The following is a 26977-nucleotide window of genomic DNA, read 5'->3' on the forward strand; positions in this document are numbered from 1 at the left end:
GGCACCGAAATTATGCGACGGCGGTACGGTTACAGTTACCTATAAAGTTACCGACAAATGTTATGAAACTACAATCAGCAGAGACTTTACCATTACGGCTCCAGCAGCAGTGGTTCCTGTTTCACCAGATCCGTTTAGTGCTTCCGCTTGCGCTTATGCCGATCAGGCCGCAATAAATGCTGCCTTTGAAATCTTCAAACAAGGCTTTAGCGTAAGTGGTGGTTGTGATGCAAAAGGTGTATTTGTTGGTAATCCGATAGCGCCAATCTTATGTCAAGGCGGAACTACCAGTGTAAGTTACATGATAACTGATAAATGTTACACTAATACAATCAGTAGAGATTTCACTATTACCGTTCCGTCAGCAGTAACCCCAGAGGCTCCTGCAGCAGTCAACGACTCAGCCTGCGCGTATGCCGATCAGGCCGCACTTGATGCCGCTTTCGAGACCTTCAAAGCAGGCTTTAAAGTGAGCGGAGGATGCGATGCGAAAGGCGAGATCCAAGGCAGTCCGGTTGCACCAAAATTATGCGAAGGAGGAACAACAACAGTTACCTATAAAGTAACCGATAAATGTTATGAAACTACTATTAGCCGAGACTTCACTATTACTAAAGTCAATGCGCTTAATGTTTCAAGTCCTCCAAACAAAACAGTTGTTTGTGGTGAAGACCCAGATGGCGCATTTGCTGCATGGATTGCTGGATTTAAATTTACAGGAGGATGTGCAGGAAATGTTCAAGTTACCGATTTATCTCAATTTGTGAAACCTCAGATTGGAACAGCATTAGTTATTGAATATGTTGTGTCAAACAATTGTGAAACAATTAAAAAAGTATCTACATTTTTGATTACTCCGTGTACAACTCCAATTTGTACCTATACTCAAGGAGCTTATGGAAATCTAGGAGGTACTGCATGTGTAGGAGGACAATCTTACAATACCGTACAGCTTATTTCGAAAGCATTAAGTAGTTATCCAGGAGGAACGATGACAATTGGTTTAGTTGGAAAATCTGTTTTGGTATCTAATAATCAAGCTGATATTGATGCTGTTATAGCAGTTTTACCAGGAGGAGGAGCAAGTAAAAAATTGGCAAATGGAGATCCTCATATAAGCGCATTACCTGCATCCTATCTTAAAAAAGGAGTGATCGATAATACCTTATTGGCTCAAACCATTACTTTAGGACTTAATTTAGGTATTGATAGCGAGTTGAGTAAATTTAAATTGCAGGCAGGTATATTGGCAGTTGCTCAACCTGAAGGCGGTTGCGGATCTAAAACTCCAAAAACACGTTCTTGTAATCCAGATGGGACAGTAAGTAATGAATACAAATATTACACTATTCCGAATAATGTAGTGAGTAAACTAGGTGGAGATAAAACAGTTGGTGATTTGTTTAACTTGGCTAATCAAGCATTAGGAGGCGGAAACACTTATGGACTTTCTCTTTCTGATATTGCAAGCTTGGTAGATTTAATAAACAATGCATTTGATGAATGTAGAATCGCAATAGGATACAACATTCAACCACTTGCTTGTACAGCTACTCAAGAATCGATAGTTACTCAGACATCTACTACTCAGGAAACAACAGTAATGGAAAGCACTGCAAAAGAAAGCAAAAAACCTGGTTTTGATGCTTATCCTGTTCCATTCAAAAATTACATTACGATTCGTTATAACTTTGATTATGCTACCAATGTAAAAATTGAATTGTTTGATCTATCAGGAAAACTGTTATCTTCAAAAACAGATACAGATTCTTATTTTGGAAAAGAATACAACTTTAATATTGATTTCTACGTAGGTAAATTCCAAGTTTACATTTTACAAATTACAACTAACAAAGGCAGCAGTACTAAAAAAATCATTTCTGCCGGTAATTAATTTAATTAATAAATCTTATTTAAAGCATCCGTTAAGAGCGGGTGCTTTTTTTTTTTTTTGAAAATTATTTTTTTTGTTTTATCCTTTAATTACGAGTGTTTTACGAGTAAGATGATTCAGCAAATGTAGATGAGATTTAAAAAAAGTTAGTGGAAAATCATGTTTTTCTTTTTTTTGGTTTAATTTTTGGAATACCTTTATAGTATAATCCTTAAAAAAAATAATTATGAAAAAGATACTTACCTTATTTGCAGTTATCGGTTTAATTGCATTTTCTAGCTGTGAAGGACCAGAAGGGCCTCCAGGACCTCCGGGTGAATCAATAACTGCCCCGGTTATTGATGTAAATAATGTTAACTTTGCATCAAATGGAGATGGAGAGGTTATAAATTTTGGTTTTACACTTTATCCGGGCGATGTAGCTTTGGCTTATAGAGCAACAGGGACAGCAAATGGAAGCACCGTTTGGAGTCCAATTCCAGAATCACATTATTATGATGATGGGACTTTATTTTTCACTTATAAATTTAATTTCAGCCGAGTAGATTTTGAGCTTTATCTAGATGGATTTGAATTGAATACTGTACCAGCTGATTTAAGAAATAACCAAAAATTCCGTATTGTAGTTATTCCTGGTAATGATCCTATAATTAGTAATAAGTCAGTTAATAAGGCGGATTACTCTGATTACAATGCTGTTATTGCGAAATATCATATTGATGATAGTAAGGTTAAAACGATTAATTTATAATTGAAAGAACTGATATTGTTAAGAAAAAAGGAAATCATCACGATTTCCTTTTTTTTATAAATATATGTTATGTATCTAATTATTCTTCGCTTGACGAATCATTTAAAACTTTTTCTGGTCCGAACTTAAGAGAAACCAAAATTCCTACTAGAAGAGATAAAGCAATAAATCCTAATGAAGCCCATTCTGGAACGTGGAAGAAATCGTGTAAAAGCATCTTTAATCCCACAAAAGCTAAAATTGCAACTAAGCTATATTCTAAATAACTGAATTTTGCCAGCATATTTGCTAAGAAGAAATACATAGAACGTAATCCTAGAATAGCAAAAATATTAGAACTGAATACTAAAAACGGATCTTTGGTTATAGCAAGAATTGCAGGAACGCTATCTACAGCAAATAAAACGTCCATAACTTCAATAACGATTAAGGCTACGAATAATGGAGTAGCCGCTTTTTTTGCTGTTTTGGTTGAAATGAAAAATCTTTCTCCATCCATTTCAGATGTAATAGGCATAACTTTGCCTAATGTCTTGTAAACGAATGAGTCTTTTGGGTGAAAATCTTCTTCTTCTCCGGAAAAAAGCATTTTTATAGCAGTAAATATTAAGAAAACTCCAAATACATAAGTTGTCCAAGCAAATTTATTGATTAGCATTACTCCAAAGAAAATCATCAATCCGCGGAAAACTATAGCGCCTAAGATTCCCCAGAACAAAACGCGGTGCTGGTATTTTTGCGGAATTTTGAATGAAGCAAAAATAATAGCAATAACAAAAATGTTATCGACACTTAGCGAAAGTTCAATTAAGTAACCCGTTATAAACTTCATCGAAGCGACTGATGGTTTTAAATCATCTGGGTTTGCGATATAATCTGTAGTGTACAGCCAATAAATCACCCCCGAAAACAGGAAGGATAGAGTAACCCAAACTAAGGTCCATTTGCTGGCTTCTTTTGTGCTAATAATATGTGGTGTTTTGTTGAAGACTCCTAAGTCTAAAGCAAGAATAAAAACTACAGCAAGTAAAAAGAGTGACCAGACTATCATAATGATTTTTTTTAAATGATTTACAAAGATAAGTTTTGAAGTTTAACTTAAAAATTAAATTTATCAGAAACTTGCTTTTAAAATTATAAGTTATGAGTTATGAGTGAGATTTGTCAAAGTTTCAAACTTTGACAAAGTTGAACTTGTTAAGATTGTTTCAAAAAAAAAGTGCCAGCAAATAAATGTGGCACTTTTAGAATATAATGTAAGCTTTGAATTATAGCGCTGAGTTAACAGTTTTGATAATTCTAGCAGCGATTTTGTAAGGGTCTCCGTTTGAAGCTGGTCTTCTATCTTCTAACCAACCTTTCCATCCTCTTTGAACAGTCATTAAAGGAATTCTGATTGAACATCCTCTGTCTGAAACTCCATAAGAGAAATCGTTGATAGAAGCAGTTTCGTGTTTACCAGTTAAACGTTGCTCGTTGTAAGCTCCGTAAACCGCGATGTGCTCTTTTGTAACAGGACGGAAAGCCTCGCAGATTTTCTCGTAAACTTCTTGAGAACCGCATGTTCTAAGAACTGTGTTAGAGAAGTTAGCGTGCATACCAGAACCGTTCCAGTCTGTATCTCCTAGAGGTTTTGGGTGATATTCGATATAGTAACCATATTTCTCAGTTAAACGGTCTAATAGGTAACGAGCAACCCAGATTTCGTCTCCAGCTTTTTTAGCTCCTTTAGCGAATAATTGGAACTCCCATTGTCCGCAAGCAACCTCTTGGTTGATTCCTTCAAAGTTGATTCCAGCAGCGATACATAAATCAGCGTGCTCTTCAACTAATTTTCTACCATGTGTGTTTTTTCCACCTACTGAACAGTAATACATCCCTTGTGGAGCAGGGTACCCTCCAACTGGGAAACCAAGTGGAAGTTGAGTTTTAGTATCCATAATGAAATACTCTTGTTCGAATCCAAACCAAAAATCATCATTATCATCATCAATTGTAGCTCTACCGTTAGAAGGGTGTGGTGTTCCGTCAGCATACATAACTTCGCACATTACTAACCATCCGTTGATACGAGTTGGATCTGGATAGATTGCAACTGGAACTAATAAACAGTCAGAAGATCCACCTTCAGCTTGTCTTGTTGATGAACCATCAAATGACCAATTTCCAAGTTCTTCTAATGTTCCTTTGAAGTTTTCGTGCTCTTCAACTTTAGTTTTACTTCTAAGATTTTGAGTTGGTTCATATCCGTCTAACCAAATGTACTCTAACTTAATTTTAGCCATAATAATATAAATTAATTTTTTTGTTTTTTTTCGTTGGGTCAAATATAGATTTATTTTTTTAGTCCCAAAAATTAGGGGGCTATTTTGTTTTGCGAAGTATAATTTTTTGGATAAGCGCAATTTTGATAGGGGTATATTTTTAAAAAAGCAATTTTATGAACCTTAAAAAAATAAATTCGTAATAATTAAGGCCCATTTTTGAATTTATGAGTTAAGAAATTATGAAAAAATGTTTATTTAATCAATAATACCGTACAGTTTTGTTATATTTCTGCGATTTGAATTCATTATTCTTCATAAAAAGCGTCTTCTGTTGAAAAATCGTTGACTAAATTTCTATTGTTTATGTTTACAATAGGCTCATTTATTGTTTATATTTGTCTCTTATTTTTTTAATGAAAATTATTACGAATTTAAAATATACATAACCATGTCAACATTACGTTTTCAAGCTTTACAACAAGCATCTAACAGAAAGCCGGTGCATTTTGAAGAAATTGGCCGAAAATCAAATCTTTTCGGTTCAAATGTGTTTAATGAAAAAGCAATGAAGCAATATTTAACTTCAGATGCTTTTAGAGGAGTAAGAGATGCCATCCAGCATGGAACAAAAATAGATAGAAAGCTGGCTGATTATATTGCCATGGGAATGAAAGAATGGGCTTTGTCTAAAGGTGTGACTCATTATACGCACTGGTTTCAGCCATTGACAGGAACAACAGCAGAAAAACACGATGCTTTTTTTGAAACTTCTTATGACGGAAGCGAATCTGTAGAAAAATTTGGAGGCGCGCAATTGGTACAGCAAGAACCAGATGCCTCTAGTTTCCCGAACGGCGGAATCAGAAATACGTTTGAAGCAAGAGGTTATACAGCTTGGGATCCAACTTCTCCAGCTTTTATATATGGTACAACTTTATGTATTCCGACAGTATTTATTGCGTACACTGGTGAGGCTTTAGATAATAAAATACCTTTATTAAGAGCATTATCTGCAATTGACGAAGCTGCTACAGAAGTTTGTAAATACTTTGACAAAAACGTAAAAAAGGTAACAGCAACTTTAGGATGGGAACAAGAATATTTCTTGATTGACAAAGCTTTGGCAAATTCTCGCCCAGACTTAATGATGACAGGGAGAACATTATTAGGACATACTTCTGCAAAAGGACAGCAGTTAGACGATCATTATTTCGGATCTATTCCAACTCGCGCTCTTACCTATATGAGAGATTTAGAGCAGGAATGTATGTTATTGGGTATTCCAGTAAAAACGCGTCACAATGAGGTTGCGCCAAATCAGTTTGAGTTGGCTCCTATTTTTGAAGAAACCAATTTAGCTGTTGACCACAACTCTTTACTAATGGATGTAATGCAGAGAGTGGCTGAACGTCATGACTTTAAAGTATTATTTCACGAAAAACCATTTAAAGGCGTAAACGGATCAGGAAAACACAACAACTGGTCATTGGCTACCGATACAGGAGTTAATTTATTGAGTCCGAGTAAAACGCCAATGAGCAATTTACAGTTCCTGACTTTCTTTATTAATACAATAAAAGCAGTAAACGATAACGAAACTTTGCTTAGAGCTTCTATTGCAACAGCAAGTAACGATCACAGATTAGGAGCAAACGAAGCGCCGCCAGCGATTATGTCTGTATTTATTGGTGCTCAATTGACAAAAGTTTTATCTGAACTAGAAAGCGTAACAACAGGAAAACTTTCGCCAGAAGAAAAAACAGATTTGAAATTGAATGTTGTTGGTAAAATTCCAGACGTATTATTAGATAATACAGATCGTAACAGAACTTCGCCTTTTGCTTTTACTGGAAATAAATTTGAATTTAGAGCAGTGGGTTCAAATTCAAACTGTTCAAATGCAATGACAACTTTGAATGCGATTGTAGCAAAACAATTATTTGACTTTAAGAATGAAGTGGAGAACTTGATCGAGTCGAAAGACATGAAAAAGGACGATGCTATTTTTAATGTTTTAAGAGAATACATCAAACAATCTAAAAAAATCCTTTTTGAAGGCGACGGTTATAGCGAAGCTTGGGAAAAAGAAGCGGCAAAAAGAGGTTTAAGCAATTTCAAAACTACTCCAGAAGCGATTAAGGCTAAGGTTTCTAAACAAGCATTGGATTTGTTTGAGCAATTAGGAATTTTTAATCATGTTGAAGCTGAAGCGCGTTATGAAATCGAATTGGAAGAATACACTAAAAAAATCCAAATTGAAGGACGTGTTTTAGGAGATATTGCTAGAAATCATGTTATCCCGACTGCAATTCGTTACCAAAATACTTTAATTGATAATGTGAAAGGATTAAAAGAAATTTTCGGAAAGGATTTTGAAGCATTAGCTAAAGAGCAAATTGTTTTAATCAAAGAAATTTCAGGTCATATTGAAGGAATCAATTCAAAAGTATTGGCCATGACTAACGAAAGAAAGAAAGCCAATCAATTGACAGATGCTCAAAAAATGGCAGAAGCATATTGCAATAACGTTAAACCTTATTTTGATGAAATTCGTAATCACTGTGACAAATTAGAGTTATTAGTAGATGACGAAAGTTGGACATTAACTAAATACAGAGAATTGTTATTCACGAAATAATAGTTTTTGCTAAATATTTTTTTGCCACGAATTGCACGAATTCGCACGGATTTATTTTTTTTTAATCTTCTGATGAAGATGATTTTGTAGAAAGAATAAAAATTTGTGAAAATTTGTGCAATTCGTGGCAAACTTTTTTTAAATCAAGCATGCGAATCATTCAAAAGAATTAAAAAAAAGGGATTATCTTTGCAGCACATCAACACAAACTAATTTTCATGAGTTCAGATTCTAGCAAAAGATATGCACAAAGAGGTGTTTCGGCATCAAAAGAAGACGTACATAACGCTATAAAAAATATTGACAAAGGTTTATTTCCGCAGGCATTCTGTAAAATTGTTCCTGATTATTTAACTAAAGATTCAGAGCACTGTCTAATCATGCACGCTGACGGAGCTGGAACAAAATCATCTTTAGCATATATGTATTGGAAAGAAACTGGAGATCTTTCGGTTTGGAAAGGAATCGCTCAAGATGCCTTAATCATGAATATTGATGATTTATTATGTGTTGGTGCGACAGATAATATTCTGCTTTCTTCTACTATCGGAAGAAATAAAAACTTAATTCCTGCTGAAGTTATTTCTGCCATCATCAACGGAACAGAAGAATTAATCAATGAATTAAAATCATTTGGAGTTACCATTCACTCAACAGGTGGAGAAACTGCCGATGTTGGAGACGTAGTTCGTACTATTATTGTAGATTCTACTGTAACAGCAAGAATGAAACGTTCTGATGTTGTAGATAATGCAAACATTCAAGCAGGAGACGTAATTGTTGGATTGGCTTCTTTTGGTCAGGCGACTTACGAAAAAAGCTATAACGGCGGAATGGGAAGTAACGGATTAACTTCTGCACGTCACGACGTTTTCGGCAAATATTTGGCTAAAAAATATCCTGAAAGTTACGATGCAGCAGTTCCAGAAGAATTAATTTATTCAGGACAAGTAAATCTGACTGATGAGGTAGAAAACAGTCCGATAAATGCAGGTCAGTTAGTGCTTTCGCCAACTAGAACTTACGCACCAATTATCAAAAAGATTTTAGATAAATACACACCAAAAGATATTCACGGAATGGTACATTGCAGCGGTGGCGCACAAACTAAAATTTTACATTTCGTAAAAGATTTGCACGTTATAAAAGATAATTTATTTCCAGTGCCGCCATTGTTCAAATTAATTCAAGAACAATCAAAAACAGATTGGAAGGAAATGTATCAAGTCTTCAACTGCGGTCACAGAATGGAGCTTTATGTTCCGGAAAATATCGCACAAGATATTATTGAAATTTCGAAATCATTCAATGTAGACGCACAAATCGTAGGTAGAGTAGAAGCTTCGGATTCTAAAAAGCTTACTATTACTAGCGAATACGGAACATTCAATTATTAATTTTAAAGTTGCAAAGGTTCAAAGGTTCAGAGTTGCAAAGATTTTGAAACTTTTAAAAATAATTATTAAATTTAGAGATGCATAATTGTGCATCTCTATCTTTTTTTAAATATTATATTATGTACGAATTACTTTTTTGGAGATATCTAGACGAAATTTACCTGAATAATCAGGAAGTTTATGAAGCGCTTGTTGAAAAACAAGAAGTTGAAGGTCTGGCTGAACTTCAAGTTGAAGTAATCGTGAATAGAATCAATTCTGTTTTTTCAGAATGGGAAAGAGTGGATGAAAATAGCTGGAAGAATCCAAAAGGGAAAGGTGCATTTCAAGTAATTACCACTCCGCAAAGTATAAAAATTGACTGCTACGGAACAGAAGGAAAAACCATGAATAAATTAGTAGATATCATGGAAGAATTCAAATGCCCGCTTTACGATCCGCAAGTTCCAGAACGTTACGATGAAATGAGCGAATAAGTTTTGTTTCAGATTTAAGTTTTAAGTTTTCGGCAAAATTTGGAATTTAGAATCATCAATTAATGAATTATGTTTTTTAAAAATAGATTTTGTTGTACTTTTCTGCATTAAAAATAACAGAAGCTATTTAACGAAAAACTATACAATGACTAAAACAAAAATTAGCAAATTCCTTTTTAACATATCGGTTTTAATTCTTTTTTCTACTGCCTTAAATGCACAAAAAAAAGCGGAAGGCAACCGAAATCTAATTCAATACGTAGACCCAATGATTGGTACAGCCAAAATGGGGCACACCTATCCAGGCGCAACAGTTCCTTTTGGAAGTGTACAATTGAGCCCAGAAACCGATACCATTGCTTACAGTTTAAACGGAAAGTATAATGGCGAAGTCTATAAATACTGTGCTGGTTATCAGTACGAAGATAAAACGATTGTAGGTTTCAGCCATACCCATTTCAGCGGAACTGGGCATTCAGATTTAGGCGATTTCCTGATTATGCCAACAACAGGAAAACTGCAATTAAATCCAGGTGTGGCATCAAAACCTTTATCTGGATATAGATCGGCATTTTCGCATTCTACGGAAAAAGCTGAACCTGCTTATTATAGCGTTTTTCTGGAAGATCATAAAATAAAGGCAGAATTGACGGCAACAACTCGTGTCGGAATGCATCAATACACTTTTCCAAAATCTGATGAAGCACACATCATTCTCGATTTAACTTCAGGGATTTATAATTATGATAAAAAGAATGTTTGGACATTTGTTCGTGTAGAAAACGATACTTTGATAACAGGATATCGTCAGACAAATGGTTGGGCAAGAACTAGAACGGTTTATTTTACAATGTCATTTAATAAACCAATTAAAAATTACGGACAAGCAGTTCAAGAAAAAAGCGTTTACAGAGGTTTCTGGGGAAGATTTGATCAAACGAAAAATTTTCCAGAAATGGCAGGACAAAACCTAAAATTGTTTTTTGATTTTGATACGAATGAAGGAGAAAAAATCAAAATCAAAATGGCATTGTCGCCTGTGAGTTCTGCGGGAGCATTAGAAAACATGAAAAAAGAAACACCTGATTGGGATTTCGAAAAAGTAAAAAAGCAAAGTCAGGAAGTTTGGAATAAAGAATTGAATAAAGTTCAGGTTGAAACCACTCAAAAGGAAGATTTGGTTAATTTTTATACCGCAATGTATCATGCATTTTTAGGACCAACGGAATACATGGATTTAGACGGAAATTATAAAGGTCTGGATATGAATGTTCATAAAGCAGAAAGCTTTACCAATTATACCAGTTATTCGCTTTGGGATACGTACCGTGCTTTGCATCCATTATTTAATATTGTGCAGCCAAAAAGAAACGGAGATATGGTAAGTTCGATGCTGGCACATTCGAATCAAAGCGTTCATAAAATGCTTCCAATCTGGTCACATTATGCTAACGAGAATTGGTGTATGATTGGCTATCATTCTGTTTCGGTTGTGGCAGATGCAATTGTAAAAGGCAATATCAGTTTTGATGCCGAAAAAGCGCTTCAAGCTTGTGTTAATACTGCAAAAGTGCCGTATTATGATGGTTTAGAATTTTATATGAATAAAGGCTATGTTCCAGAAGATAAAAATGGCGCTTCGGTTTCTAAAACTTTAGAATATGCTTATGATGATTGGGCAATCGCTCAGGCAGCAAAGAAATTAGGAAAGACAGCTATTTATAATGAATTCATCAATAGATCTAAAAATTATAAAAATGTTTACGATGAGAAAACAGGTTTTATGCGTCCAAAATTGAATGACGGAACATTTAAGAAAGAGTTTGATCCATTAGATACCCACGGACAAGGTTTTATTGAAGGGAATTCTTGGAATTACAGTCTGTATGTTCCGCAAGATCCTGCCAATATGATTCAATTGATGGGAGGAAATGAGAAATTTAAAGTTCGTTTAGACTCATTATTCAATATGCATCTTCCAGACAAATATTTTGAAAATACTGAAGATATCACAAGAGACGGGATTATTGGAAATTATGTTCATGGAAATGAGCCTTCGCATCATGTTGTGTACTTGTACAACTGGACAGATTCTCCGTGGAAAGCGCAAGATAAAATTAGAATGATCTTAAAAAAAATGTACAGAAATGGTGCCGATGGTTTAGGCGGAAATGACGATTTCGGACAAATGAGTGCTTGGTATATTTTTAGTAGTTTAGGATTTTATCCAGTTGCTCCAGGTTCTGATGAATATGCATTAGGAAGTCCGCTGATGAAAAATGCTGTTTTGAATTTAGAAAACGGAAAAACTTTTGAAGTAGAAACCATAAATCAATCAGATAAAAATGTATTTGTTTCAAAAGTACTTTTGAATGGAAAAGAACTTTCGAGACCTTTCTTGAAACATGAAGATGTTATGAATGGCGGAAAAATTACTTTTTATATGAGCAACAAGCCAAATAAGAAGCAATATCAAAATTAGTTTTACATCTGTCACCCTGAGCGGAGTCGAAGGGCTTTCTAGCTTGAGGGCTTCGACTCCGCTCAGCCTGACAAAACGATATTATTTTAATTCGTGAAAATTTGTGAAATTCGTGGCAAAACAATAAAAAACTTCACGAAATTTGCACTTCAAATAAAGACAATCAATATGAAGATCAATTTAAAATCAGGAATAGATAAACTGCTTTTCGGAATGAAGCAGAATGACGTAACAGCTGCTTTAGGAAAACCTGATAAAAACTATAAAGACGAAGATGATAACGTAATTTTTGTTTACAATGCTCATAAAATGAGATTAACTTTTTATCAGGAAGAAGATCTTAAATTGGGATATATTGTAGCTTCAAGTAATGACTTAGAAGTTTTCGGATTCAAATTAATCGGAAGAAAAATTGCTGATGTAAAGAAAGATTTCGCTGCAAAAGGAATCAATAAATACAATCAAGAGACTTTTGATACTTTTGAAAACTATTTCAACGAAGACAATTGGTTTATCCTTCAAACAGAATTTGATGAGGTAGTGAAGTTTGAAATTGGAGCGATCATCAACAACAAAGATGAGTTTGATTGGAAATTTCCTGTGAAGAAATAGGTATAATATTGTCATCCTGACGGAGGAAGGATCACACAAGAAACTCCACAAAGTATATTTGATAATCTTTGACGATTAGCAAGTGCGATCCTTCGTTCCTCAGGATGACAAAGCATAAAAAAAACCGACAATCACTTGTCGGTTTTTTTATGCTTTAAAAGGAAATTAACCTTTTAACCATGCATTTTTAAGTTTCTCTTTTGAAGCATCAGTGGCTTTAAAAGTTTCAGCTTCTTCAAATGGCAGTTTTACGGTTCCTTTAATGGTCTCTTCTTTTCCGCCACGTTTTACTTTCAAAGTAATTGGATCATTATCTTTCCAGTTTTCGCTTTCAGTAATCAAATCATAAATGTTATCCAAATTGTATGCTTTATTATTTACAGCTAAGATTTTATCGCCACCTTTTAAATTCAAGTTTTTGTAAAATTCAACAGATTCTGAATCTGGGCGAACAGCGATTTCTTTTGTTGCTTTATCAACCGTAATGTATGGAGTTTGCCCTTTAATAAACGGATTTCCAGATTTTTTCTCCATTGCTTTTGTAACACCAACTTTAGCTAGGTAAAAGTCGTACGGAATTGGAGTAGTTCCAGCTACATATTTGTTTAAAAATTCTCCAACTTCAGGATAAGTCAAAGAAGTGATTTTAGCAAATAATTCATCGTCATTGAACGGTTTTTCAACTCCGTATTCATCAGATAGCTTGTGCATTAGATCCAAAATACCTCTTTCGCCATTGCTTTTTTCTCTAATGATAATGTCAATGCACATTCCGATTAAAGCTCCTTTTTGGTATACATTTAAATATTGGTCTTTATAAGGCTGTTCCAATACATTTTTACTCATTACCGTAAATGACATTGTATCATCCAACTGTTTAGATTGTGCAATCTTGTCGGCAATACGAGTGTAGAATTCAGCTTCGTCAATCAAACCTTGGTTGATTTGGAAAAGATTAGCAAAATATTCTGTTACACCTTCATACATCCATAAATGTTCAGACATTTTTGGCGCATTGTAATCAAAATACTGAATTTCTTTTGAGTGAATAGTTAATGGCGTAACAATATGGAAGAACTCGTGAGAAACCACATCTTTCATAGATTCTACCAATTTTTCTTTTGGCATAGATTCTGGCAACACTACAGTTGTAGCAGTTGGGTGCTCTAAAGCTCCAAAACCGTGCGCATCGTCTTTTGCCATGCTTGACAAGTACAATAACACAGTATATTTTTTAGTAGAATTTACTTTTCCTAAAAAGTTTTTCTGTGCTGTCATCATCGTTTTCATCTCTGGAGTAATGCTCTCAGCAGTATATTTTCCAGTCGGCGAGTACACCGCAATTAAAATGTCCATTCCGTTTACATTGAAAGTAGTGTAATCTGGTTTAGAATACATAATTGGGTTTTCTACCAAAATAGCATAACGAGAAGTCGTGAACACATCAGAGGTATTGCTTGCATCTTGATCGGTCATAGAAGTTGCGCCCCAAAGTGTTTCAGGATGTGTGATAGTAACTTTGTACGGAACATCTAATTTATCTTGAAAATAGCCTACAAATCCATGCGTATTAACCATGAAATTTTTTCCGGCATCGATATTTGTTCCTGCTGGAGAGAAAACGTCATCGTTTCCAAATCCAGTTCCTTTTTCAGTATCGAAAGTATCGTTTACTAAATAAGTGATTCTTTTTAACGTTTTTGCGTTTGAAATAGACCAAGAATTATCGTCTAATCTTTTTACTGTAAGCGGATTCCCTTTCGCATCAAATGCTCTGAAATCTTCAGAATACTTTCCGTAATTATCTGTTGAATAAGTTCCAGGAACGGTTTTCGGAATGCTATAAACAATTTCATCCGTTTTAATAGCTGGAGGAGTAACAGTTACTAAAACTTTATCGTCTTTAACATCGGTTAAATTGATATTAACTTCAACTATATTGCTTTTTGCGGCTCCAGTGCTCCCTGTTTTACAGCTCCAAAAAGTGACCGCTAGAGCTAAGGTGTAAAGTATTTTTTTCATTTGTATATGTTTAGTTAATTATATTTGACACAAAAAGTGACGAAAAGTTACTGAAAAATAACATTATTTTAAAAATAAAAAAAACTCCTGAAAAAACAGGAGCTTTATGTTAGTCTAATTTATTCTTGATATAATATTTTCCGTCCAAATCTTCATCAAAATCATCTATTTTTACTGGTTTTGGTTTCGGTTTATTTGCAATTGCCTTCTTTTTCCACATTTCAAATTTTTCAAGAGGCATTTTCTTTTTCATGAGGTCTAGGACTTCTTTTTCTGCCAATCCAAATTCTTTTTTTATAATTTCAAATGGATTTCTTTCTTCTAAAGCTAACGAAACAAGTCTTTCGGTTTGTTCCGGAGTTAATTCTTTGCGGCTACTCTTTTTCATCTCGTGAAAATTAATTCAAAATAGGGTGTTAATTATTAATAGATTGATTTTCAATTCTTGTATCAATATTAAAAAAAAAAATAATAAGTTGGTTCAGGAAAGTGCACTTTTTTTAGAGAATTTAGCTGTTTTTGAAGGATCTTGATTTTTGAAATGGAATTTTTAACAGATTCTTCAATTCATTATTTTCTTCAGGAAGCATATGAGTATCTACACCATATACGAGCTGATCTTTGGGCAAATAGGTGAAAGTTCCAAAAAGTCTGTCCCAGACAGAAAAAATATTTCCATAATTGCTATCTGTGTATGGCAATACATAATGATGATGCACTTTATGCATATTCGGAGAAACAATAAAATAGCTTAAGAAAACGTCTAATTTTTCTGGAAGCGAAATATTGGCGTGATTAAATTGTGAAGCGATAACCGATAATGACTGATATAGAAAAACCATCCACATTGGAGTCCCAACAATTAAAACGCCTAAAGTGGTAAAAACAAAACGGACTACGCTTTCTCCCGGATGATGTCTATTTGCTGTTGTGGTGTCGATCCAAGTGTCGGTATGGTGCACTAAATGGAATTGCCAAAGAATTTTTACTTTATGTTCTACCAAATGAGCTAAATAGGCTCCAATTAAATCCAAAAGCAATAATCCAATTATGGTATAAAGCCAGAGAGGCATTTGTGGAAGCCATTGGAGAATTCCAAAATTATTTTCGATTGTCCAAGCGGCAGTTTTTATTAAGATAAAAGCAAGAATAAAGTTGACTACAATGGTGGTGAAGGTAAAAAAGAAGTTTATTCCAGCGTGAGGCCATTTTTTATATTGCATTTTAAACAAAGGAAAACTGTTTTCAATAAGCCAGAAAATAGTAATGCCGCCCACTAGAATAAGGCTTCTATGCGACGATGGAATCGTACTGAAATAAGAAATGATTTCGTTCATAATACATACATATTTGAGATGAAATAAAATTTTCTTGTCGATTTTATCCAAAAAAAGAGAAAATCAAATATAAATATATCAGATTTTCTCTTTCGATTTCAATTATGTACCAACTAATTGACTATTATTTTTTGATGAGGCTGATTATAAATAATAAAACCCAAGCACCACCTACGGCAATCAGAATTTGCCAGAGAAGGCCGCCGCCTCCAATACCAAGTTTTCCGGCAATCCATCCGCCGATAAATCCGCCTATGATTCCGACTACAATATTGCCAAGTAATCCAAAACCAGAACCTTTCCAGATTTGACCAGCTAGCCAGCCTGAGATTGCGCCAATAAGTAAGAAGTATAAAAATCCCATGATTTGTTCTTGAATTATTTGTTAATGATTTCTTTGTGTAATATTAAGCTTCAGCATGATTTTGAAGCAGTGTCTTATAAAGGAAACCAGCCGCTAATGCACCAAGAATAGGGGCGACCCAAAACAGCCAAACCTGAGATAATGGCTCTCCGCCAACAAAAATAGCTTGAGATAATGATCTCGCAGGATTTACAGAAGTATTCGTAATTGGGATACTGATTAAGTGTATTAAAGTCAACGCTAAACCAATTGCAATTCCAGCAAATCTTCCGTTTGCAAATTTATCGGTTGCACCTAAGATCACTAATAAGAAGAATAAAGTGAGTACAAATTCTGCAATAAAAGCAGATTGTAACGAATAACCATCAGGAGAAAAAGCTCCAAAACCATTAGATGCAAAGGCTCCTGCTTTTGTATTGTCTATTGCAAAGCCAGCTTTTCCAGAAGCTATTGTGTATAAAGTTCCAGCAGCTGCGGCAGCTCCCACACATTGCGCAATGATGTAAGGAATAAGATCTTTGGCAGAAAATCTTCCGCCAGCCCATAAACCAAAAGAAACCGCTGGATTAAAATGACCGCCAGAAATGTGACCAACAGCGTATGCCATTGTAAGTACCGTTAAACCAAAAGCAAGAGCAACACCTGCAAATCCGATTCCTAAATCTGGAATTCCTGCAGCAAAAATTGCGCTTCCGCATCCGCCAAAAACAAGCCAATAAGTCCCAAAAAACTCTGCAAATAATTTTTTCATAATAAAATAATTTAAAGGTTAATGTTTAGAATGTATATTGGTAAGCCCAATAAATCAAAACAATTTGTAAGGGCAAACGTACAAATAAAATCCATCTTGGTAAACCAAAACCTGCTTTTTTATTTTGAAACATGTACAAATTAGCAGGGAAAACAGCAATTAATAGCATTATAATTCCCCAGGCGGCAAAATGTGATAAAAAAGGCAGGAGCAGAAAGATGCCTAAAATGATTTCGGCGGCACCACTTAAAATATTTATTAATTTGGGGTCTTTAAATACAGGCGGAATGATTTTGATGTACATTCCAGGTTTTCTAAAATGATTTAGCCCAGCAAGAATATATAAGGAAGCCATTAAATACAAATGCCAAGGTAAAATCATGATATTTAGTTGTTTATCGCGAAATTATAAAAAAATTAACAATTATTGCATTACAGAACTGTTTTTTTTAATAATGCTTATTTAGAGCTATCTTTTTGGTTTGAAATTTACATTCATAATAATAATGGCAAGAATGATCAATATAATTCCAACCCATTGAGAAAAGATTACTTTTTCGTTTAGTAGAACATACGCCATCATTACAGAAACTGGCAGTTCAAGCGCAGAGACAATACTTCCTAATCCAATTCCCGTTAAAGGAAACCCCGCAGTCATTAAGAGTGGCGGAATTATAGTTCCGAATAATGACAATACAATTCCCCATTTTAAAAAAATGTCAAGGTTAAAAGCCGTTACCTGTGTTGCAAATGCAAACGAAAAAACAATAATGGCACCACCTAAAAGCATGTAAAGGCTTCTTTGCGCTGATGAAATTTCGGTTGCGACACGATTTGCAGTAAACATTGTCGTAGTGAAAGAAGCTGCTGCCAGCATTCCCCAAACAAGACCTCTCCAGTCTAATTCGATATCATTATTAATAATATTGGTTGCTAAAACGGTTCCAAAAAGAACTATAAAAACCGCAATGACTTTTTGTTTTGAAGGCAGTTTTTTTTCTAAAATCATTTCTAATAAAACTCCCATCCAGACAGTTTGCATCAATAAAACGATTCCGATAGAAACAGGAATGTACTTTACGGCCAAGTAGTAGAATAAGCTTGTCATTCCTAATGAAGTTCCTGCAAGCATTAAGTTGAAAATGTTTTTTGGAGATGCTTTTACGGCTGTATTTTTGTTTTTAATACGCTGAAAAAGATTGATTATAAGAATACCTAGAATTCCGTAAATAAATTGTGAGGTTGTGACTTCTGCAGTTGTGTATCCTTCAGAATAAGCCATTTTTACAAATGTGGCCAACATTCCGTAAGTGGTTGCTCCCAAAGCAACAAGAAAAACACCTTTTAATACATTATTTTGCGACGTCATAAATTATCTGTTTTTAAAAAATTAAGCTGGCAAAGGTAAGCTATTTTGTTTAGGATTCTATCGTACTATGTTGAAAATAGTAATTAAATGGCAACAAAATCGATTTTTAAACTCTTGAATTAAGAATTCTTCAAAAAGTGAAAATGCTATAAAATAGAAAAGCCATCAAAAATAATTCTGATGGCTTTTTAGATTTATAAAAAATGAATCTTCTCTTTTCTAATTATTTAGGCTGATTCTGATAGGTTTCAATTTCAAAAATCAAAGTTGCATTTGGTGGAATTACACCGCCAGCGCCTTTCTCTCCATAAGCTAAATTTGAAGGCAAGAAGAAAGTTGCTTTTTCTCCATCAGTCATCATATCAAGCGCTTCAAGAAAGCCAGGAATCATTCCGTCTTTTTTACCAACTGTAAAAGGAAAAGCTTTGTAACCGCCTTGTGCATCTCTGTTTGCATCATATTTTCCGTATGTTTTTGCTACTTGAGCCATGCTGCTGTCAAATAAGTTTCCGTCTTCAAAATATCCAGCGTAGTGAAAGTAGATTGTAGAACCTTCAGCGCCTTTAACGCTAGTGCCTTTTTGAGTTACCACATATTTTAAACCTGTAGAAGTTGCAGTTGCTTTTGCTTTCAAGTCTTTAAAATAAGCTGCTTTAGCCGTTATTACTTTTTTTGCTTCCTCTTTTTTAGCGGCTTCTTTTTTAACATCATCACTTAGGACTTTCAAAGCATCAAATTTCTTTGCTGCTGCACCTTTGCGTGTAATAACAATTTTGGTCATTACATCGTCCTGAATAATTTTATTTACAACGTCCATTCCAGAAACCACATGTCCAAAAATGGTGTGTTTTCCGTTTAACCAAGGTGTATCTTTATGTGTGATGAAAAATTGGCTTCCGTTTGTTGCCGGACCAGAATTTGCCATCGCTAGAACACCGCCTTTTTCGAATTTTAAATCGTCTACAAATTCATCTTTAAAAGAATATCCTGGACCTCCGGTGCCATTTCCTTCAGGATCACCACCTTGAATCATGAAATCATTAATAACTCTGTGAAATTTTAATCCGTTATAAAATGGTTTTCCTTTAAGAGACGCTTTGACATTAGGATTTGTTCCTTCTGCCAAAGTAATAAAGTTTGCCACTGTAACAGGAGCTTTTACATATTCTAAAGAAAGCACAATATCTCCTTTTGTAGTAGAAATTGTTGCAAAAATTCCATCGCCTGGATTTGCCGCAGCAGTTGTTGCTTTTGCAGGTTTTGCTGCTGGCTTTGCAGCAGGTTTTTTAGTTTGAGCCTGAATATTTACTATTGCTAAGCAAAATAAAAACAGAAATTTAAATTTCATTGCTTTTTAATTTTAAGTCTATAATTCGATTATTTTTTGTCTGAAATTTGAATTTCGAAAATAATATTTGCATTTGGAGGTATTACACCTCCAGCACCGGTTGCTCCATAAGCTAAGTGAGACGGAATGAAAAGAACCGCTTTGTCTCCAAAAGATAATTGTTCAACTCCTTCAATAAAACCAGGAATTAAACCGTCTTTTTTTCCAGCTTGAAATTGAATTGGCTGGTAGCCGCCTTGTGCTGCTCTAGCTGGATCAAATTTTCCGAATTGTTTGGCCACTTCTTCAATGCTAGTGTCAAACAAAGTCCCGTTTTCAAGGAAACCTGCATAGCTAATGTAGATTTGGCTTCCTGCAGCAGGTTTTTTGCCATTTCCTTTTTCTGTAATTACATATTCTAAACCGCTCGTCGTTTTAGTTGCTTTTGCTTTTAAAGCAGCATAAGAATCTACTTTTTCTTTTTGAACTCCAGCATATTTCTGCTGTTCTTTCGCGATGTCAGCAAAATAATCATGGAATACTTTTACAGCATCAAATTTTTTCGCTGCCTCGCCATTTCTGATGATTGTAACAGAAACAATATTGTCGCCTTGGACCACTTTATTTACTACCTCTTGGTCTTTTGCGCTTACCACATGACCAAAAATAGTATGAAGATTATCTAGCCAAGGAGTCTCTACATGAGTGATAAAAAATTGGCTGCTGTTTGTGCCTGGACCGTTATTAGCCATTGCTAAAACTCCAGCTTTGTCAAATTTTAGATCTGAGAATTCGTCTTTAAATTTATAACCTGTATCTCCAGAACCAGTTCCTAATGGATCACCGGTTTGGATCATAAAACTTTCAATAACTCTATGAAATTTTAAACCGTCAAAAAATGGTTTGTTTTTTAATTGTTCATGTGTTACGAACTCGTTTTTGCCTTCAGCTAAAGTCACAAAGTTGGCCACAGTGATAGGCGCTTTTTTGTAATCAAGTTCCACAATGATGTGACCTTTGTTTGTCTCGATATCGGCATATAAACCATCTGGCAGATTACTGTGATCGTCCTTACAAGAATAAAATGAGCTTACGGCTATTAGTAATAATAAAATACTCTTTTTCATTTTAAGATATTGTGTTTATTGAGTTAATGTGTCTTTATTGGCTTGCGCTGCAGATTTTGCAACTGGAGGTTTTGGTGTTGCGGTTTGAGGCGATTGTGTAGCTGGTTTTGCCGTTTGTGCCGCTGGATCTGGAACAAAATTTCTAAGCGTAACCGTAACGATTAAAGATTCGTTTGGACCAATTTTTTTGTTGTCTCCGTGATATCCGTATGCCATATGCGATGGAAATAAAAACGTAACGGTTTCATTTTTATGCATTCTTTTAATTCCGTCGCGTAAACCCATCATAATATCTTGTTTGTCTACATAATAGGTTTGCGGGCCAAGATCAGATTCAGAGTAAATACTATTGCCTTTTATATCTTTTATTTCCATGTTGAAGTAAGCAATATCACCTTTTCTTGGCGCTGCAGTTTCTGCTGCATTCTTTTCTTCGTAGCAAAACCAGTACCCTTTTGGAGTGGCATAATATTTTACTTTTGGATTGTTTTGGATTATTTTTTTAATAACGCTTTCTTCGTTTGCGACTAACTTTTTATTTCGGTCGGCCGATTTCTTCATGAATGTTCCCGAAGCTCTAGAAATAGGTCTTCTGGCTTCTTCATGATGCTTGCAGCTGCTTAAGGAAACAGTAAAAAGCAAAGTGTAAATGCTAAGTTTTAGGTAATTCATGATTTGGATTATAATTTTAGTTTTTTGACTAAATCTTCAAATTTATTTACTGTTTCTTCCATAGAAGTTTCAGATCTTCCGCCTGCTGCATTGACATGTCCGCCTCCATTAAAATGGTCTCTTGCAAATTGGTTAACATCAAATCCTCCTTGAGAACGGAAAGAAATTTTAATAATTTTTTCTTCTTTGTTTTCAATAAATATAGCTGTAAAAACGATTCCGCGAATGCTTAATCCGTAATTTACGATTCCTTCAGTATCCCCTTTTACATAGTTAAATGAATCGAGTTCTTCTTGTGTAAGCGTCATGTAAGAGGTTTTATGATCTTCAAAAATTTTCATGTTTTGAAGCGCACGACCTAATAATTGCAAACGGCTAAAAGAACTATTATCGTATAGTAAAACTGGAATTTGAGTATTTTCTACTCCTAAATCAATCAGTTCGGCAATAATTCTGTGAGTGTTTCCAGTAGTTCCCGGAAAGCGGAAAGAACCTGAATCGGTTAAAATTCCTGTATAAATACAGGTTGCTATGGTTTTATCGATATCTTCTTTTTTGTTTAAAAAGGCGATAAAATTATAAATCATCTCACAAGTAGATCCGTAAGACGTGTCTGAGTACGTATAAGCAGCATAATCATGAGGTTTTTCATGATGGTCTATCATAATGAATGGAGCCGTAAGTTTTGCAAGAGTATGCTCCATTTCGCCGGTGCGATGAAAAGCATTAAAATCAAGCGTAAAAATAATTTCGGCTTCTTCTAATATTTTGATACAGTTTTGAGTATCCTTTTCATAGATTTTTACTGTTTCTGAGCCTGGAAGCCAAGCTAAAAAATCAGGAAAATCATTTGGAGAAATAACGGTTGGCTGATGGTTATTTTTGAGTAAAAAATGGTATAAGGCTAGAGTAGAGCCCATGGCGTCACCATCTGGTCCTCTGTGCGGAATAATTGCGATTTTCTTTGGCGTAGCAAGCAATAATTGAATCGCTTGAATATCTTGTATTTTCATAGTGTGCGAATTTACATTTTTTTAATGTAATGCTGAAAATAATTTCTTTGGTTAGTCTCAGTTTTCAGTCTTCTTATTTTGACTTTGTTCTGAAATTATTCTTTTTGCCTGAAATTAGAACACGGATGACGCGGATTCGCTATCGCGAAAACACTGATTGGAGTGGATTTTTTATTTAAATTCCGTAGGAACGATTTATCTAGATTGGAATTTGGACTCGAGCGTTAGCGAACAGGCGTAGCAATTTTAAAAATTGGAATTTAATCTCTGGTACAATTTATATTTTGCTCCTTTTACAATCTGAGATTTATAAATTCCAACAGAACCAGAAGAAAAATAGGCGATTGTGCAGGCGATTGCGATGAAGATTCCAGGAGCGATTCCGAATAATTCCATTCCCATAACTGTACAGGCAATAGGAGTGTGGGTTGCGCCAGAGAAAACAGCAACAAATCCGATTCCAGCCAAAAGAGCAATTGGCATTGGTATGACCGTTGATAATGCGCTTCCTAAAGTAGCTCCAACAAAAAATAAAGGAGTTACTTCTCCACCTTTAAAACCGGCTCCAAGTGTAAATCCTGTAAATAAGATTTTTAGCAGAAAATCGTACCATTGGCTAGGATTTGAAAAGGAATCGACAATAATAGGAACGCCCAATCCAGAGAATTTTGTAAAGCCTAAACCTGCGATGGCTATGGCTAAAACTACGCCGCCAATTACAGGACGAAGCGGCGGATATTTAATGTTTTTTGAAAAAATAGAGCCCCAAAAATGTGTGCTTCTGGAAAATAATAAAGCCGCAAATCCTGATAAAACTCCAACAATTAAAGTAAAAATAATATTGTTTAAACTAAGTTCTGGAATTATTGGAATACTATAATGTGTATGTTTTATTTGCCAAAATTCTACTGTGAAATAGGCTGCATAAGCAACCAGAAAAGAAAGTAAAATACTTTTAAAATTGATTTTACTGAAATATAAAACTTCTAAAGCAAAAATGGCTCCCGCAAGAGGCGTTCCAAAAACAGAAGCAAAACCCGCGCTGATTCCGAGAATGATTAAAATTCTGCGTTCTGAATTATCAAGATTGAAAAACTTGGTAAATTGGTCGGCAATTGCGCCTCCCATCTGTACTGCTGTTCCTTCGCGTCCTGCAGATCCTCCAAATAAATGGGTAAGCAATGTTCCTAAAAGAACTAAAGGAGCCATTTTAAAAGGAATCACTTTCTTAGGTTTTTCGTATTCTTCCAGTAATAGATTATTTCCTTTGGCAACAGATTCTCCCCAATAGTAATAACTCAATCCGACCAAAAATCCGCCGAAAGGCAAAAGCCAGATAATCCAATCATGCTGAATTCTAAATTGTGTAACCCATTCTAAAGAAACTAAAAAGAAAGCAGATGCAGAACCTGAAAATATACCAACTAAAGCACAGATAAGAATCCATTTAGGAAGTGAAAGCAGGAATTGTTTAGGATTTAAGGAAGTCATTAATGAATTCTAAAAAGTTTGCCACGAATTTCGCCAATTTTCACGAATTAAAAGGAAAAAAATAATCATTTTTAATCCATTTAATCTGTGGCATAAAAAAAATAATTAGTGTAAATTAGTGAAATTCGTGGCGAAAAAAAATATTATACTACAGCGGTAAATTCGATTTCAACCAAATATTCTGGAGCAACCAATTTACTAATTCCGTAAAATCCTGTAGTTGGTTTTACATCTTTAAAGAAAGCAGAATGTGCTCTGGCCACTTCTTCAAAAGTAGAAACGTCTGTCGTGAAAATTCTTGTTCTAATAACATCTTTCATACCCACATTTAAATCTTCTAAAACTTTTTCTACTCGTTCCAAAATATTATATGTCTGAGCATAAGCATCATCAGCTTTTACTTTATCGCCGTCAACAATAGCTACAGTTCCAGAAACTTCAATAATATTGCCAATTCTTACGGCACGGCAATATCCCATTTTGTCTTCCCACGGAGATCCAGTCAAGATGTTTTCTCTTTTCATTTTTATGATTTTTGCGAATTTGTCAGTATGGTTTTAAAAGCAAATTCAGGTTAATTAAAGATGCCGCAATTTAAGGATTATGCTTCTTTCGGCGATTAAAAAAAGCTTGAAATCAATTCAGAAATCAAGCTTTTTTGTGATATTTTATTCGGTTTCTTTTTCTTCGTAAAGACGAAGCTTATTTTGTACTGTATTCAAATTTTGCTGTAAGGTTTCAATTTTATTCAAAAGGTTTGCAATAGCGTCAATTCCCTCCAAATTTATTTTGAGATCATAATGCATACGAATCATTTTTTCAACTATCGGAAGCTGTTCTGGTTCCAGATATTCGTCATTTTCTTCCGTTATAATATGAATGAGTCCGTAATTATGAAGTTCGGTTATAAAGGTATTTTCAATTTCGTGGTATATACAAAACTGTTTGATCTGGATTAAATTTTTATTTTTCATGACTTTCTTAGTTTTGCTAGTTCTTCAAATAACTCTTTTTCTTTATCCGACAGTTTTGTTGGAATTTTTATAGTGTACGTGATGTATAAATCTCCAAACTGATTCTCTTTTTTATAAACAGGAAAACCTTTTCCTTTCAACTTCACCTTTGTTCCTGGCTGTGTTTCTGCCGGGACTTTGATTTTTACTTTCCCGTCAAAAGTGTTGATATACGTTTCTCCGCCTAAAACTGCTGTGTACAGATCTATTGGAGCTTCGGCATATAAATTATTTCCTTCTCGTTTAAAATCTGAATTATTGGAAATTATGAATGTGATGTACAAATCGCCGTTTGGCCCGCCGTTTACACCAGGTCCGCCATGATTTGGAATTTTAATAATTTGTCCGTTTTCTACACCTGCAGGAATTGTAATTCGGATATTTTTTCCGTTTACCGTTAAATTTTGTTTGTGTGTAGTGTAAGCCGATTTAAGGTCTAATTCCAGTTCGGCATTAAAATCCTGTCCTCTATATTTGGATTGCGATCTGCTTCTGCCTCCGCCATACATTGAATTGAAAAAATCTGAGAAATCGCTGCCCGAAAAATCTCCGCCTCCAAAACCAGAAAAATCGCCTTCAGAATATTGATAACCGCCTTGCTGTCTGCTTTGCTGCTGATTAGGATTGTAGCCCGCTTTTTCAAATTCGTCAGCATGTTTCCAGTCTTTTCCGTATTTGTCATATTTTTTTCGGTTCTCTGGATTGCTTAAAACTTCGTTGGCTTCGTTTATCTCTTTGAATTTTTTTTCAGCTTCTTTATCATTCGGATTCAAATCGGGATGATATTTTCTAGCCAGTTTTCGATATGCTTTTTTGATTTCCGCTTCTGTTGCAGATTTTGTAACATCCAATACTTTGTAATAATCGATATAATCCATTTTATTGAAATTTTTAAATGGTAAAATAAAGTCTTGAAGTTAAGAATAAGTTGTTAATAATCAAAATGCTGAAGGCTTTTATAATGTGGGGGTTTGGAATTTGTGGAATTTTATATTTGAAGTTTATTTTTGATAAAATAAAAATAGTGGCAGGTTTTTTGCTTCCAAAAATTAGCTTAATTATATGTTATAAAACTCCTAAAGTTGTAGCAAGTAAGTAAATTATACTATTTTTGTGAAGCTGGACTTTTGGTTATATTAATTATAAAAGCCTATTCGATAATACTTTTTTCAATGAAGCACATTTTATTTTTCATATTATTTTTTACTGCAATGTCTGTATCAGCCCAAATCGAGTCTAATACAAAATTCAAGACTATTCCAGGCGGAAAGTTTACTGCAAAGCCTAAAAAGACTCCAGTTCCTGAAGCAAAAGACCCACTGGCAGAATTTAATGATATGCCAGCAATTAAAACTCCAAATGTTTTTGAAAATACGACTATAACTCCAAAATCAAAGTTTCAGATTGGAGAGGAGAAAAGTAAATTTACGATGTCAACCGAAACCGATTTTGCCAATCCAGGCGATCGATATGTGGCCAAAATGGAAAAAGATTTAGATAAATCTTTAAAAGACGCCGGCTTAAGAGAAGGCCGAGGTGTTTTGGTCAAGAAAAATATTTCGCTAGGAGATTTTAAAACCAAATCAGAATATTTTATTGTTAAATTCCGTGATTTTGGGGCAATTGACGGAGATTTAGTAAAAGTATCTTCAAATGATTATGTAATCCGCGATAGAATTTTATTGGATTCTAATTTCCAGCAAGTAAAAATCAATTTGGCACAAGGGTTCAATAAATTAGATTTTGAAGCCTTAAATATAGGTACACTAGGAGGAAATACAGCAGAAATACAAGTCTATGACGATAAAGGCAATCTAGTGACAAATGATTATTGGGATAATCTAGCTGCAGGATTTAAGGCTTCTATTGTTGTGACAAAAGAATAGGCGCTTGCAGCGCTAGTTACAAAGGAGCAAAGGTTCAAAGTGACAAAGTTTTTACACTTCGTTTCTTTGAACCTTTGTCACTTTGAGC

25 protein-coding genes are annotated in these 26977 nt (G+C 34.6%); 8 read left to right on the plus strand and 17 right to left on the minus strand.

The annotated features are described in order from the left end of the window. Positions 1-1894 (plus strand): T9SS type A sorting domain-containing protein (locus GR162_RS11790; protein ID WP_160782326.1); only part of this gene is annotated, 1894 nt, incomplete at its 5' end. Between the two features lie 226 nt (positions 1895-2120). Further along, positions 2121-2645, plus strand: coding sequence for a hypothetical protein (locus GR162_RS11795; RefSeq protein WP_160782327.1), 525 nt, complete (start codon positions 2121-2123; stop codon positions 2643-2645). A 79-nt stretch (positions 2646-2724) separates the two neighbouring features. Here GR162_RS11795 and GR162_RS11800 read toward each other — a convergent pair whose 3' ends face one another. Both GR162_RS11800 and GR162_RS11805 read right to left on the minus strand, forming a co-directional pair. Continuing rightward, a complete protein-coding gene (locus GR162_RS11800) occupies positions 2725-3696 on the minus strand; it encodes a TerC family protein (protein ID WP_066032329.1) in 972 nt (323 codons plus the stop codon). 217 nt (positions 3697-3913) lie between these two features. Continuing rightward, positions 3914-4930 carry a glutamine synthetase beta-grasp domain-containing protein gene (locus tag GR162_RS11805; RefSeq protein ID WP_008462434.1) on the minus strand — a complete coding sequence of 339 codons (1017 nt, stop codon included), beginning with the start codon at positions 4928-4930 and terminating at the stop codon, positions 3914-3916. Between the two features lie 430 nt (positions 4931-5360). Here GR162_RS11805 and GR162_RS11810 point away from each other — a divergent pair, with 430 nt between their 5' ends. The 5 genes from GR162_RS11810 (at position 5361) to GR162_RS11830 (ending at position 12517) form a co-directional block, all read left to right on the plus strand. Next, positions 5361-7550, plus strand: a complete 2190-nt coding sequence (locus GR162_RS11810) for a glutamine synthetase III (protein WP_160782328.1) — start codon at positions 5361-5363, stop codon at positions 7548-7550. Positions 7551-7768: 218 nt separating this feature from the next. Continuing rightward, on the plus strand, positions 7769-8947 hold the full coding sequence (locus GR162_RS11815; RefSeq protein ID WP_160782329.1) for an AIR synthase related protein: 1179 nt from the start codon (positions 7769-7771) through the stop codon (positions 8945-8947). A 119-nt stretch (positions 8948-9066) separates the two neighbouring features. After that, positions 9067-9423 carry a hypothetical protein gene (locus GR162_RS11820; protein WP_008462439.1) on the plus strand — a complete coding sequence of 119 codons (357 nt, stop codon included), beginning with the start codon at positions 9067-9069 and terminating at the stop codon, positions 9421-9423. A 145-nt stretch (positions 9424-9568) separates the two neighbouring features. Further along, on the plus strand, positions 9569-11905 hold the full coding sequence (locus tag GR162_RS11825; RefSeq protein ID WP_160782330.1) for a GH92 family glycosyl hydrolase: 2337 nt from the start codon (positions 9569-9571) through the stop codon (positions 11903-11905). A gap of 168 nt (positions 11906-12073) precedes the next feature. After that, entirely contained in the window at positions 12074-12517 is a 444-nt protein-coding gene (locus tag GR162_RS11830) for a hypothetical protein (RefSeq protein ID WP_066032324.1), read from the plus strand. A gap of 165 nt (positions 12518-12682) precedes the next feature. On the opposite strand, the gene GR162_RS11835 is transcribed toward GR162_RS11830, so the two are convergent. The 15 genes from GR162_RS11835 to GR162_RS11905 form a co-directional block, all read right to left on the minus strand. Further along, a complete protein-coding gene (locus GR162_RS11835; protein WP_160782331.1) occupies positions 12683-14539 on the minus strand; it encodes a peptidase M61 in 1857 nt (618 codons plus the stop codon). Positions 14540-14648: 109 nt separating this feature from the next. Then, complete coding sequence (locus tag GR162_RS11840; RefSeq protein ID WP_160782332.1) at positions 14649-14927, minus strand: DUF2805 domain-containing protein; 279 nt, start codon at positions 14925-14927, stop codon at positions 14649-14651. A 121-nt stretch (positions 14928-15048) separates the two neighbouring features. Further along, the gene (locus GR162_RS11845; protein ID WP_160782333.1) at positions 15049-15876 is read right to left on the minus strand and encodes a sterol desaturase family protein; all 828 of its coding nucleotides are present in this window, start codon (positions 15874-15876) and stop codon (positions 15049-15051) included. 124 nt (positions 15877-16000) lie between these two features. After that, on the minus strand, positions 16001-16240 hold the full coding sequence (locus GR162_RS11850) for a GlsB/YeaQ/YmgE family stress response membrane protein (RefSeq protein WP_160782334.1): 240 nt from the start codon (positions 16238-16240) through the stop codon (positions 16001-16003). Positions 16241-16283: 43 nt separating this feature from the next. Further along, positions 16284-16991, minus strand: a complete 708-nt coding sequence (aqpZ, locus tag GR162_RS11855; protein WP_160782335.1) for an aquaporin Z — start codon at positions 16989-16991, stop codon at positions 16284-16286. Positions 16992-17016: 25 nt separating this feature from the next. Then, positions 17017-17373, minus strand: coding sequence for a DoxX family membrane protein (locus GR162_RS11860; protein WP_160782336.1), 357 nt, complete (start codon positions 17371-17373; stop codon positions 17017-17019). 87 nt (positions 17374-17460) lie between these two features. Further along, a complete protein-coding gene (locus tag GR162_RS11865; RefSeq protein ID WP_160782337.1) occupies positions 17461-18360 on the minus strand; it encodes a DMT family transporter in 900 nt (299 codons plus the stop codon). A gap of 223 nt (positions 18361-18583) precedes the next feature. After that, positions 18584-19708, minus strand: coding sequence for a peptidylprolyl isomerase (locus GR162_RS11870; protein WP_160782338.1), 1125 nt, complete (start codon positions 19706-19708; stop codon positions 18584-18586). 29 nt (positions 19709-19737) lie between these two features. Further along, positions 19738-20814, minus strand: a complete 1077-nt coding sequence (locus tag GR162_RS11875) for a peptidylprolyl isomerase (RefSeq protein ID WP_160782339.1) — start codon at positions 20812-20814, stop codon at positions 19738-19740. 15 nt (positions 20815-20829) lie between these two features. Next, a complete protein-coding gene (gene gldI, locus GR162_RS11880) occupies positions 20830-21486 on the minus strand; it encodes a gliding motility-associated peptidyl-prolyl isomerase GldI (RefSeq protein WP_160782340.1) in 657 nt (218 codons plus the stop codon). An 8-nt stretch (positions 21487-21494) separates the two neighbouring features. After that, on the minus strand, positions 21495-22499 hold the full coding sequence (locus tag GR162_RS11885) for a bifunctional oligoribonuclease/PAP phosphatase NrnA (protein ID WP_160782341.1): 1005 nt from the start codon (positions 22497-22499) through the stop codon (positions 21495-21497). Positions 22500-22745: 246 nt separating this feature from the next. Beyond that, on the minus strand, positions 22746-23990 hold the full coding sequence (locus tag GR162_RS11890) for a voltage-gated chloride channel family protein (RefSeq protein ID WP_160782342.1): 1245 nt from the start codon (positions 23988-23990) through the stop codon (positions 22746-22748). Positions 23991-24133: 143 nt separating this feature from the next. Next, positions 24134-24514 carry a RidA family protein gene (locus tag GR162_RS11895; protein WP_160782343.1) on the minus strand — a complete coding sequence of 127 codons (381 nt, stop codon included), beginning with the start codon at positions 24512-24514 and terminating at the stop codon, positions 24134-24136. A gap of 144 nt (positions 24515-24658) precedes the next feature. Next, positions 24659-24964 carry a chaperone modulator CbpM gene (locus tag GR162_RS11900; RefSeq protein WP_160782344.1) on the minus strand — a complete coding sequence of 102 codons (306 nt, stop codon included), beginning with the start codon at positions 24962-24964 and terminating at the stop codon, positions 24659-24661. Beyond that, positions 24961-25881, minus strand: coding sequence for a DnaJ C-terminal domain-containing protein (locus tag GR162_RS11905; protein WP_160782345.1), 921 nt, complete (start codon positions 25879-25881; stop codon positions 24961-24963). Before GR162_RS11905 ends, GR162_RS11900 begins: the two co-directional genes overlap by 4 nt. 294 nt (positions 25882-26175) lie before the next feature. On the opposite strand from GR162_RS11905, the gene GR162_RS11910 reads away from it, so the two are divergent. Then, positions 26176-26889, plus strand: a complete 714-nt coding sequence (locus tag GR162_RS11910; RefSeq protein ID WP_160782346.1) for a hypothetical protein — start codon at positions 26176-26178, stop codon at positions 26887-26889. Positions 26890-26977 lie beyond the last annotated feature (88 nt).

This window comes from Flavobacterium sp. HBTb2-11-1 (assembly GCF_009826975.1).
Classification (GTDB): domain Bacteria; phylum Bacteroidota; class Bacteroidia; order Flavobacteriales; family Flavobacteriaceae; genus Flavobacterium.